Consider the following 13217-nt stretch of genomic DNA (forward strand, 5'->3'; position numbering starts at 1 on the left):
CCTCCTATAAATAAAAATCTCTTTCACCTTTTTTCATTTTTTCTAAATTTGCTTTAGTCATATTCTTTATATCTTCTCTTGGAATATTTTCAACTTCTGCATTTATTATTTCTTGAGCTTTATCATATAACTCTTTATCTCCATAATCTAAAGTAAATTCAAGAAGAGTCATAATTGCATTAGGCTCACAAACATACTTTATATTTCCTGATTTTGCAAGAGCCATAAATCTATCTCCAGTTCTTCCTTTTCTATAACAAGCTGTACAGTAGCTTGGTATATATCCATCTTCTAGTAACTCTTTTAATATTTCTATTGGACTTCTTTCATCATTAGTTTTAAATTGTTTTACTTCGTTTCCTTCTTCCCTTTGTTTATATCCACCAACACCTGTAGATGAACCTGCAGATATTTGACTTACACCATACTTAAGTAACTCTCTTCTCATTTCTGGCGTTTCTCTAGTTGAAAGTATAAGACCAGTAAAAGGTACTGCAATTCTTAATATTGCAACTACTTTCTTAAACATCTTATCATCTAATAAATGTGGATAGTTTTCAAGTGTAACCCCCTTAGCAGGTTGAAGTCTTGGAACTGATATAGTGTGGAATCCTACTCCATACTTTTCTTCTAAGTGAGCATTATGCATCATAAGAGCTAGTACTTCAAATCTAGGGTCAGCAAGCCCAAATAATACACCTGCTCCAACATCATCTATTCCAGCTTCCATAGCTCTATCAAAAGCAGTTAAATGGTATTCATAATCTCCTTTTAAAGATTTTGGATGCATCTTATTGTAAGAATCTTGATGATAGGTTTCTTGGAATAATATATATGTACCTATTCCTTTTTCATTTAATTTTTTGTAATTTTCTACAGTAGTAGCAGCTATATTTACATTAACTCTTCTTATTTCTCCATTTGCATTTTGAGTTTTATATATTGTATCTAAACATTCTAATGCATATTCTATAGGAGCATTTACCGGATCTTCACCAAGTTCTAGTGCCAATCTTTTGTGTCCCATTTTCTCTAAAATTCTAACTTCTTCTGCAACTTCTTCCATAGTTAGTTTTCTTCTTTTAAAGTTATTATCTCTTTTATAACCACAATATACACAGTTATTTACGCAGTAATCACTAACATAAAGAGGTGCAAACACTACTACTCTTTTTCCGTATATATCTTTTTTTATTTCCCCTGCTAATTGGTATATTTCCTCTAAATCATTTTTATCTTCAGCCTGAAGTAATATAGCTATATCTTTATATGATAATCCATCTCTTTTTTTAGCTTTTTGTAAAACTTCTTTAATTTCTTCATTACTTGGATTTTTTGTTTCTTCTAATATCTTATATATAAAATCATGATTTATGAACATAACTTTTCTCCTTTTATCTAAAATTCACTTTGTTCATATCGCCATTGTCTATTCAGTAAATTCTTATCACATAGCTCAAAATTTAAAAACTATACAAAGTCTGGATTATCTCCTCTTGAAACAACTAATTCAAAACCAGCTTCCTTTAACTTTTCCTCTATAGTATTTCTATACTCTGCATCTTCATCTAATATAAATGCTTTATTATTATATAAAGAGTACTTTTTTCTAACTCCCATTGGTGATAAGTTTGGCATTATAACATTTGCTCCAGCTCTTAGACCTTCATTTCTTCCATTACTATCAATACTTGCAAGTGCTGTAGTTGCAGGTAATAATACCTTTGGTAATAATAGTCTTGTTATCGCAAGTAAAATTATAGTCTTTTCTGTAGTACCTGCACTACATTCTCTAAGAGGTGTATCTTCATGAGGAATAAATGGACCTATCCCACACATTGCAGGTTCTAATTCTTTTACAAATCTTAAATCATTTACTAAATCTTCATTGGTTTGATTAGGTAATCCTACCATAAACCCTGCCCCTGCTTGGAATCCTATTTCCTTTAAATCCCTTAAGCAACGTCTTCTCTCTTCAAATGATTCAGTATTATGTATAGATTCATATAAACTCTTAGTTGCACTTTCATGCCTAAGTAAAAATCTATCTGCTCCAGCTTCATATAGCTTTTTATAAGAATCATAACTTCTTTCCCCAATAGATAAAGTTAGTGCATTGTTAGGTAGCTCTTTTTTAATAGCTTTTATAATTTCAACCATTTTTTCATCTGTGTAGAAAGCATCTTCTCCACCTTGTAAAACTATAGTCTTATACCCTAGCTCGTCTCCTCTTTTAGCACACTCTAATATATCATCTATATCTAATCTATATCTTTCGGCATTTTTATTACTTCTTCTAAGTCCACAGTATAAACAATCTTTTTTACAGTAACTACTAACTTCTATTAGCCCTCTAACGAATACTGTATTCTTGAAATATTTATATCTTGTTTCATAAGCTTTTTCTATAAGAAATTTTTTACTATCATCATCTATATTATCTAATAGATACAATAATTCTTCCCTTGATGCATCATTAGTATCATATAGCTTTTGTATTATAGCTTTAATATCCACTTTTATCACCTCTATATTTATATAATAAACTTAGATTTACATAAATATATCTCCAATATTTTTATGTAATTTACCATATTTAAAAATTATAAAACTCTTAATAGTTTATTATAAATAGGCTGTCCTAAAACTATGTATATTTAAGACAGCTTACTAAAAAAATATTATGTTCTAAAAATTATATAATTTCATCTGAAGATATTTCTTCGTTGTTATCAAGACCTAGCATATGTTTTTTTGAATAATATGATGTATGTAAAAGTTCATGAGCTAAATGTGATAATGGTTCTTTATAAAACTCATTGTATACTGCTATTATGTCTGGATTTTGGTAACTACATTTTATTTTTAACTTTTGATCTTTGTTGTATAGACCTTCTATACGGCTAAGTCTTATTTTATCGTTTATTACTTTTGTAGTTTTAGGTTGACCTCCGCCACCTATGCAACCACCTTTACAAGCCATTACTTCAACAAAGTCATAATTAACTTCATTATTTTTTATCTTTTCAATTAATGTTCTTGCATGAGCAGTTCCTTGTACTACTGCTAATTTTAAATTAACATCTCCTATAGTTATAGATGCTTCTTTTACTCCATCTAATCCTCTTACTGGCTCAAAATTTAAAAGCTCTGTAGTTGGATCTTCACCTGTTATTGAATGATATGCAGTTCTAACAGCAGCCTCTGTAACACCGCCACTATTACCAAATATAACTCCAGCACCACTACCTAGACCTAACATATTATCAAACTTAGAACCTTCTAAATTATCAAAGTCTATTCCTTCTTCTTTAATCCATTTAGCTAGCTCTTTAGTAGTTATTATAATATCATTGTCTCTTAGACCTTCTATGTCATTAAATTTAGCTGAATCATTCATTTCTGGTCTATCTATTTCAAACTTTTTAGCCGTACATGGCGTTATTGTTACATTTACAATCTTACTTGGATCAATATTTGCTTTTTTAGCAAAATATGTTTTGATAGTAACTCCCTGCATAGAAATTGGACTTTTAGCAGTAGATAAGTTATTTAATAACTCAGGATAGAAAGTTTCTACAAATGTAACCCATCCTGGACAGCAACTTGTAAACTGAGGTATATTTTCATTCTTTTCAACTATTCTTTTTACAAGCTCATTTGCTTCTTCCATTATAGTCATATCAGCTCCAAAAGTAACGTCAAATACATAGTCTCCTCCTAGTTCTCTAAGAGCATGTACCATTTTATCTTCTACATATGAACCTGCATCCATTTTAAATTCTTCACCTAAAGCAACACGAACTGCTGGTGCTGTATTAAATATTACTATTTTATCTTCATCTTTTATAGCTTCTTTTACTCTATCTATATCTTCTACTTGAGTTATAGCTCCTACTGGACATGCTTGAGCACATTGGGCACAGTTTATACATATTGCTATATCATTAGTTTTTTCTAAATCAAAAAAATTAGCAACTCCTATTTCTCTTTCACATACACGCTTACATAGACCACATTTTATACATTTGTCATAGTCTATTTTTATAGCCTTGTTATCTGATTCTATTGGTACAACTTTCTCTGTAAATAAATGTTTCATTTTTAGCACTCCTTGTAAATAATATTATAAAAAACATTATAATATTATTATAATATTTTTTATAAAAATTTTAAACATGTTATTATTTGTAATTTTATGTATTATAAAGATTTAAAGGAAATAATATAACATTATTATTAATAAATCTGAATTAAATAAAATTAAAAACTAGCAGCTGTTACTTAATAACCGCTACTAGCTTTTTAACTACTTCAATATCTGCCGGAACCCAGTTTTGTGCTGATAACTGTTCTAATGAAGCCCACTTTGCATCATTGTGAGCATTTAAGTTTAATGTTCCACCGCATATTTCACAAATAAAGCAATGCATTATTAAGTGAAAATTAGTATAATCATATTCTACTGTAGTTAAATGGTTTAGATTATTAATATCTAATTCTAACTCTTCTTTTACTTCTCTTATTAATGACTCTTCTTGAGTTTCACCTGCTTCTATTTTTCCTCCTGGAAATTCCCACATATCAGCAAACTCACCATAGCTTCTTTTAGTGATAAATATTTTATCATCCTTTTTTATTATTGCTGCAACAACTTCTATTGTCTTCATTGTTATTACCTTTCTACATTGCTAAATAACTTTACTTCTATATTTTTAAAATATATTCCAGTCATCTCCATATATATATTCATCAAAATAATCAAGATAGTTCTCTTTATTTTTTGAAATATTCTTAAAATCCTGTAATAATTTAGACTCTACAATCCCTTTATCAACTAAAAACTTTACATACTGACTTAATGATGTTATTTGATCTTTAACATTACTTCTACTTGTTGCAACCTTTGGAATAAACCAATCTAACATAAACATATGAATTGAATCTTTTGTGATTCTGTTTAACTCATCTAAACTCTTCATATTAAGATAGTTACTTATATAAAACTCAACATTTTCACAATGCTTGTCAGCTGTTTTTTCTTTTAACTTTTTATTAATAAATAAATAATCATAAAAATCTACTAAATGTTTCACTATCTCTCTCGACATATGTTCACCAAATAAATCTGCTATCATTTCATCATCTTGCCAATAGTCATCGTCTTCATCAAAATCAAAGTCCATAACATTAGATATCCCATTCATACCTTCTAACATACCTATATATTCTTCTAGTATATCTTCTTTATTTTCTATATAAAAATTAATACCATTATTCATAATGTCTATCGGAATATCTTTGAAACTATTTTCTCTATTTTTATTAATTGTCTTTTCTAAGATTTTCTCTCCAAATGCAGTAAGATTATGTGCAATTTGCAAACTAAATAAACCACTCAACGCATCTTCTTCTCTAATTAGAACATTCATCACTTTATTAAATATTTCTATAAAAAAAGGTCCTTGATGTATAGGGTTTATAATTCCTAGGTAATATCCAAATATCATAGTAAAATTAATATCAAAAAATACTGAAAAGTCCTTAGTTGCCATTACATTTACAATATTATCTTGTGCTAAATCTTCTATTATCTCCACTGCCTCAATAGCTTCTTTATCAGTTCCTAATTTACTTATATCCTTAGTAATTTCTTCATAAAATCTAACTATTTCTTCTATATATTTATCATACTCATCATAAGAAACATCATTATTTAATAAATCTACTGCTATGTTAGAATTTTTAATCTTACAGTTCTCCTCTAAGTTTTTATTTGATATTTCAATACTAGCTTCTATTATTTTATTTATTTTTTCTTCATTACTTAGACTACTGTAATTACTATATAATTCACTAAGTTGATAACATTGGCACCCTATTGCCTTAACTTCCTTTATTATATTAAGCCTTAATGATAAATCTAATAAATACTCTATATAATATCCACTTCTATAGCTTATTTCATTTATAAATTCTTCTCCACCATCTATAACAAAGCTATTATTTTCTCTTCTTATAATAGTTGGATCACAGTATTCTACTAACTTATCTAAATCTTTCATAACCGGATTTTCATCTTTAGAATAAATATTCCACTTAGTTTCAAAAGTAATATTATTAGACTCTATTATAATTTTAATATGTGGAGCAATTGAATAATCACCTTTTTTATAACTTTGTGCTATTCTATTGAATATGTAATATGGTGACATATATGTATCTTCTACAAGCGGTGAAAATAACCACTTTCTAAATATTGTATCTCTATAATTTATCATTGAAAATTCATCTATATCATCAGCTTTTTCAAAATTACTTTCAAAATCTTTTTTGAATGATTTTAATAACATTTTTATTTGCTTATTTTTTTCTAATTTTTTTATTAATTCTTTCATAATTATTCCTCCTGATTTATTATTAATGGGATTTATTATAGACGAAATCCTTTTATTATTAAAGTATTATTTTAAATTATGTAGTCTCAGCCTTGAATTTTTTCAATTACTTCATCTCTTAATACTCCATGTGTATCTAAAATAACTCCTAATCTCCACCTGTTTCTCCTTTTTTATTTAATAGCTTTTCAACTACTTCTAGCATTTTCATTTGTTCTTATCTTTCTGCATTACCCATAACTTTAATATTAGTTTTATTTATCATAATATCTATTATTATTCCTATAATAATACCAATTGTATAACATACTAGATCACTCCATAAAAATCCAAAGCCTAATATTAGTCCTCCTAAAGTTGTATTTCTTATAGCATCTATCCAAGGTGAATGATATAACTGACTTATTTCTATGCTATATGAGAAAATTATTGCCCAGGAAATAATGAATATTGTCGATTTTTTATTAAATATAAATGCAATAATTAAAAATACCATAAGTGCCCATAATATATCTCCTGAATATAATTCTATTATTTTAGGTAAGCCACTTATTTTTCTTGATAATAATCCTAATATCATAACTATTATTGTTAATATTAAATATAATAATCTACTTCTTTTCAAACAACCTCTCCCCAATACCCTTAAATTATTATTGATTAAATACTAAATTTCATCATTTTAAATTATTATTGATTTATTAGCTTTATTAATCATACTTGCTGGAATTTCTTCATGAAGCTCCCATACAAAACTAATAGGTTTATCACCACTATGACTTCTATATTCACAAGTACCTAAATAGGTAAATGGTGATGTAAGTCCATCTCTAGCTTTATATTCTCTAACAAAAAGAGCAATCTTATTTCCAGTTTTTAAATGATTAATATATCTTTGACCTGTTGTACTTTGTATTGAAGTTTTACTTTGAGTTTGCCAGTGAAATAGCTTTTCATTAATTGCATAATCTTCATAAAGTGTAGATGGTGAAAAATCTTTATCACTCTTATTTAATGTTATAAAAAATATATCTGTTTTTTTATCTTCAAAATACTTAACACCTTCTCTAAAAGCTGGCTTTTTCTCTTCATTAAAGTACCCAAAGGCAGCCATAATTACATCTGTTGTATAATCACAATGTAAATCTAAAGGGCAATCAAAGCCTAAATCAACTTTCTTATCTATAAATTCAATATGTTTATAATTATATCTTAATATATCACGAGCTTCTTTCATCATAGTTTTATTGCTAAGTAATTTATTAATTCCTTCATTTATAGATGTTAATCCAACTTTATTAGGTGAATCATTATAGAAAATATAATACATCATATTTAGCATTAATTTTTCTTCACTATTAAAATCAACTTCTGAAATATTATCATAGTTATTAATTATTTTAACAATAAATTCTATGAATCTTCTTGAATTAATAAATAATAAATTATATAGCTTTTTAGTTATTATATCTTCATTTTCATCATAAAAATCTTCTTTTTCTTCTGCAAGTACACACATTCTTGAAAAGCTTCTATCTTTACTCTTGCCATAAAAATCTGTTAAGGATAAATTATGATAATCTAAAAAGTTTTCTAAAGTTAATTCTAAGTCTGTGTCACCTTTAAATGTTCTAATCTTATTTATTAAATTTGTTTTTGTATTAGCTGCAGATTTTATATTTCTTAAAATATATTCTTTAGCTTCTTTTTCTAATTGAATATAACATCCCTTAGGTAAAGTTAAAAATCCATTTTCAATATACTCTTTTACAGATTTATTAGTTCTACCAATTAGTGACCTAAACTTTTCCTCAAAGTTATAATTTTTATGCGCTTGTCCAACATAATCGAGAACAGTTAAACATTCTTTTCCTTCACTTAGTCTTAATCCTCTTCCTAGCTGTTGTAAAAATACAGTTAAGCTCTCTGTTGGTCTTAAAAATAAAATAGTATTAACTTCTGGAATATCAACACCTTCATTATATATATCAACAACAAAAATAACCTTTATTTCTCCATTAACTAATCTTTCCTTAGCATTATTTCTATCCTCTTTTTTACTTTCATCTGTTAATGCTAATGATGGAATACCTGCCTCATTAAATCTTAAAGCCATAAATTTTGCATGCTCTTTACTTACACAGAATCCTAGCCCTACTACTTCATTTATATCTGTAATATATTTATTTAAACTTGCAAGTATATTATTAACTCTTATATCATTTCCTGTATAAACTTTATCTAATTCACTTATATTATATCCTTTTCTTTGCCATTTAAGTTTTGATAAGTCTACTGAATCCGATACTGCAAAATATTGAAATGGACTTAATAACTTTCTATCTATTGCTTCTGGTAATCTTATTTCTCCTGATATTCTATCTTCAAAATATTTAAATATATCTTTATTATCATTTCTTTCAGGAGTTGCAGTTAATCCTAATAATACTTTAGGCTTATAATAACTTAATAATCTTTGATATGATGGTGCGGCTGCATGGTGAAATTCATCAACTATAATAAAATCATAGTAATCTTCAGATGTTATTTCACATAAATCTTTACTATTTAAACTTTGTATAGAAACAAATAAATGATCTAAGGTTTCAGGAGTTCTTCCCCCTACCATTAATTCACCAAAATTATTATTTTTTAATATTGCTCTAAAGGTATCTCTTGCTTGTTTTAATATTTCTTCACGATGAACTACAAATAATAACCTATTAGCCTTGCCCCTGTTTTCTTTGCAAAAATCTTTATAGTCAAAGGCTGAAATTACAGTTTTACCTACACCAGTTGCAGCAATAACTAAGTTTCTATTTTTATTGAAAATCTTTCTTTCAACTTTAAGTTTTTCTAATATTTCTTTTTGATAAGCATATGGTCTTATATCAAAAGTAAAGTTTAAATCATTATCACTGTCTTTTTGTTCTTTTCTTAATGATTTTTGCAATCTTCTTTTATCCTCTTCTGTTCCATTGTAAGAAACAAATTCCGAATCATACCAATAGCTTTCAAAGGTAGCTTCAAACTTCTTTATAATATCAAAGGAATCTTGTTCTGTTATTTTTAAATTCCACTCTAACCCTGAAGTTAATGCAGCATTTGAAAGATTTGATGAACCTATATATGCAGTTGTAAAGCCTGTTTCTCTTTTAAACATATAAGCTTTTGCATGAAGTCTTGTTCTATCTGTATCATAAGAAATTTTAATTTCTGTATTAGGTAGCTTACTTAACTCTTCAATCGCTTTAACATCTGTAGCTCCCATATATGAAGTAGTGATTATTCTTAGTTTTTTATTATTGTTTATTGTTGCTTCTTTTAAACTTTCAATAATACATCTTATTCCACTCCACTTTACAAATGAAACTAATAAATCTATAGAATCACAGGATAGTATTTCTTTATTTAATTCTCCTAACATATTAGGTTCTTGTCCTGATCCTGTGAATAATGAGCTTTGTGATAATGGAGTTACTGGTCTTGTTGCTTTTTTGCTGTTTAATGCTCTTTTATTGTTTACTTTTGAATATAGAGCTGTTAGCATTTCTCCATTTTTATCTATTTCATATTTTTTAATGTCCTCTTCATTTGACACTTTGCTTAATATGTTAATTATGTCATTACATGCTTCTATTTGTTTTATTAGTTTTTCGCTATCTTCTTTTTCTTTATCTCTAATATAGTTTAGGGATTTTCTTATTATTTGTGATATGTATTGTGAAAGGATTGCTTTTGCTTCTTCTTTATCTATTTTATCTTTATCTATAATGAATTTTTCTTGTTCTAGGTTGTTTAGTTGTTGTAGTATTTCTTTGTTTATTATTTGTTCGTATATACCTTCTTTCAATGTTGCTCCCTCCATTATTATTTTCTTTCTTATATTTTATCATATTTGGGTATAATATTTATATTTACGTATAATAAAAGCCACATTACTGCGGCTTTTATAATTCTGTTAATATAAAGTAGTAAACATCTTAAGTTTAAGTAAATTAGAATAAAGCTCTCTTATTAGTAGATTTTCATTTAGCTTGATCCCTAAAAAAGTGACAAGCAATGCTTGTCACTGGAAGTTTACTGGACCCGACGGATTTTTTAGAAGAACAGAGTTCTTCCTTTTGCTCTCATCAAATACTATAAATAAAGTTATTTTTTACTATTACTTATGATACGTTTCTCCGTATCAGTAGCAAGTGAGGTTTTTATCTATTATACAAACTGAAATTTATCTATTAGATTTAGATAAATAATTCTAAAGTTAAAGTATTTATTTCGTATTGTTCATCACTTCTATAATATATTCTTTAAATTCTGATTTTATTTTAGGTAAAAGAGCTATTATAGCCTGTCTTACTGCTATTTTAATAATTAAATAAAATATGTACATCATACCTAAAATTAATATTGCACTAAATAATATATTTCCTAATATTTCTCCTAAATCCATATAAGTTCTCCTTTATTTTCAATTTAATTATTAATCTCTCTAGATAGCAAATTCCTATTTATACGATAAATATAAATACTTTCACACGATAAAATTATACCATTTATTGGTAATAATATCAATGTTATATATTTTTATTAAATTTATACTTTATATGGCAATATCCAAGTTCAACATACTCACTCCAACATTTCTTAACATAAAAGAAGAAGGAGCATCCTTTATAGATACTCCTTCTTCTTTACTTACTATAGTCTACTAGACTATCATTTATTTTTAGTTTTATTGAATCTATTTCTCTTGATTCATTTATAGTTATTTCTGATATTATCATATGAAGTAACTTCTTCTGTTGCTCTCTAGTTGAACTTTCTGTTAGCACTTTACTGAAATTTTCTAGTATGCTCTTTATGAATTCATATGGTATTTCTTCACTTACATCGTCTGAAAGTGTAACTAGCAATGGCTCTTTTTCCTCTTGAAGACTTTTTGCTCTTTTATTTAGCTCATCTTTTCTCTCCTTGAACTCTTCCTTAGATATTAGCTCTTCTTCATATGCCTCAAAAAGTTTATGCTTCTTCTTATCTATCTTTTCAAGCTCCTTATCTATTCTTTCTAGCTCCTTCTTAGCTGGATTTATCTTATTATGTCTTTCCTTATTAATGTTATTTACTATAGTTTCAACCATTTTCTCATTAGAAAGTAATTCTGATAACTTGCTAAATACATATTCATTAGCTTTATCAACTCTTATTGTATTAGAATTACATACACTTGTACCTTTATTCTTCCATGCTCCACAACAGTAGTAAGCTATTCTCTTCTTAGTTCCATCAGCTAACTTATTAGTAGTTCTTGAAATCACCATACCAGCCCCACATTTAGGACATCTTAGTATTCCTGTTAGTGGATACTCACCATCATATATTCTTGAAGGCTTACCTTTCTTACTTTCCATGATTGATTGTACCTTATCCCATAGCTTTTCATCAATTATTGCTTCATGTATTCCATCTGTTATTATCGGATTAGTATTTATATTTCTTCTTCTCTTTTCTGACCAGTTCTGTCTTACAGTATACCTAACTTTTCCTATGTATACTGGGTTAGTTAGAATTTCTCTTATTGAACCTACTGAAAAATCATTCCCTTTCTTAGTCTTATAACCTAGCTTATTTAGTTGATTAGTAATAGCTTTATATCCCTTCCCATTAACATATTCATTGAAAATAAACCTAACTACTTCTGCTTCTTTCTCATTTATTGTTAGTCTATTCTTTCTTCTTTTAGCTCCTTCTTGACTATCTATTGGTACTAGGTCATACCCTAAGACTCGTCCTCCACACCATTCTCCTGATTTTGCTTTTGCACACATCCCCATTTTTACATTTTGAGCTATTGTTCCTCTCTCGAATTCTCCTATCAATGCCATCATCTGAAATTGCATTTTTCCTGCTGGTGTACTATTATCAAATTGCTCTGAATAAGAATTAAAAGCTATATTATTCTGCTCTAGTATATCTACTATCTTTAGAACATCTGAAAGCTTTCTACTTATCCTATTAATTTTCCAAGAAATCACCATCTGAAACTTTCTTTCCTCTGCATCCTTTAGAAGTTCCTTTAATGCTGCTCTATTTTTTATATCTTTACCACTTATTCCTCTATCTGAATATACCTTATAAACTGAGTAATTCATTCTATTACACCAATCTCTTAGAAGTCTTTCTTGTTCATCTATACTATATCCTTCTTCTGCTTGTTCTATTGTACTTACTCTACAGTATATAGCAACATGTTCTATCTTATTTACTTTATCTATATTCATTTTTATTCTCCTATAATCATTAACTTATTTCTACTGAAAATATCGACACTATTGGCACTACGGTTATGACGATATTTTCTATTACAATTATTCTTAGATAGTAAAGGTGGAAAGGTAGATAAGTAGATAAAAAGTTTTATTTATAAAAAATAAATTTTTATTTTTTAATTTTATTTAGGTCTACTACTTTTCCCCCTTTCCCCAATCATTTATTACGCTCTTATTATTGGATTCATCTTACTTCCCCGTTTTTCCCGTAATCCCGTAAGATTTTATTATTGTTATAAAATCTTATTTATTTTTAGTTCTCTTTTCTATTTATTATAGACCTATTATTTTTTTACGGGTTTGCGGGATTTACGGGAATTATACATCTGGGTGTTGATTCTAGTTCTATTGGTGTTAGTATAAAGTAGTGGACACATTTAGTCGAACTAAGTAAAATATTATTTAGTTAAGAAAGGATGTGTCCATTATGGGAAAGGGCAGAAGATACGAGCAAGAATATAAAGACATGATAGTAGATTTATTTAAGTCA

Annotated in this window: 9 protein-coding genes; all 9 read right to left on the reverse strand. The window is 27.6% G+C overall.

Features of this window, described 5'->3' with window-relative positions:
- Positions 1–4: 4 nt before the first annotated feature.
- Positions 5–1381, reverse strand: a complete 1377-nt coding sequence (gene hydG, locus Q0Y03_RS08990; protein WP_297713495.1) for a [FeFe] hydrogenase H-cluster radical SAM maturase HydG — start codon at positions 1379–1381, stop codon at positions 5–7.
- 89 nt (positions 1382–1470) lie between these two features.
- Positions 1471–2511, reverse strand: a complete 1041-nt coding sequence (gene hydE / locus Q0Y03_RS08995) for a [FeFe] hydrogenase H-cluster radical SAM maturase HydE (protein WP_297713502.1) — start codon at positions 2509–2511, stop codon at positions 1471–1473.
- 184 nt (positions 2512–2695) lie between these two features.
- Positions 2696–4102, reverse strand: coding sequence for a [FeFe] hydrogenase, group A (locus tag Q0Y03_RS09000; RefSeq protein ID WP_297713496.1), 1407 nt, complete (start codon positions 4100–4102; stop codon positions 2696–2698).
- A gap of 178 nt (positions 4103–4280) precedes the next feature.
- Positions 4281–4670, reverse strand: coding sequence for a (deoxy)nucleoside triphosphate pyrophosphohydrolase (locus Q0Y03_RS09005; RefSeq protein ID WP_297713497.1), 390 nt, complete (start codon positions 4668–4670; stop codon positions 4281–4283).
- A 45-nt stretch (positions 4671–4715) separates the two neighbouring features.
- Entirely contained in the window at positions 4716–6398 is a 1683-nt protein-coding gene (locus Q0Y03_RS09010; protein WP_297713498.1) for a hypothetical protein, read from the reverse strand.
- A 217-nt stretch (positions 6399–6615) separates the two neighbouring features.
- Entirely contained in the window at positions 6616–6978 is a 363-nt protein-coding gene (locus Q0Y03_RS09015; protein ID WP_297713503.1) for a DUF2809 domain-containing protein, read from the reverse strand.
- A 102-nt stretch (positions 6979–7080) separates the two neighbouring features.
- Complete coding sequence (locus Q0Y03_RS09020) at positions 7081–10251, reverse strand: DUF3427 domain-containing protein (RefSeq protein ID WP_297713499.1); 3171 nt, start codon at positions 10249–10251, stop codon at positions 7081–7083.
- Between the two features lie 420 nt (positions 10252–10671).
- On the reverse strand, positions 10672–10851 hold the full coding sequence (locus tag Q0Y03_RS09025) for a hypothetical protein (RefSeq protein ID WP_297713500.1): 180 nt from the start codon (positions 10849–10851) through the stop codon (positions 10672–10674).
- A 241-nt stretch (positions 10852–11092) separates the two neighbouring features.
- Positions 11093–12679, reverse strand: coding sequence for a recombinase family protein (locus Q0Y03_RS09030; RefSeq protein ID WP_297713501.1), 1587 nt, complete (start codon positions 12677–12679; stop codon positions 11093–11095).
- Between the last annotated feature and the right edge of the window lie 538 nt (positions 12680–13217).

The organism is Clostridium sp. (assembly GCF_026168755.1).
GTDB lineage: Bacteria > Bacillota > Clostridia > Clostridiales > Clostridiaceae > Clostridium.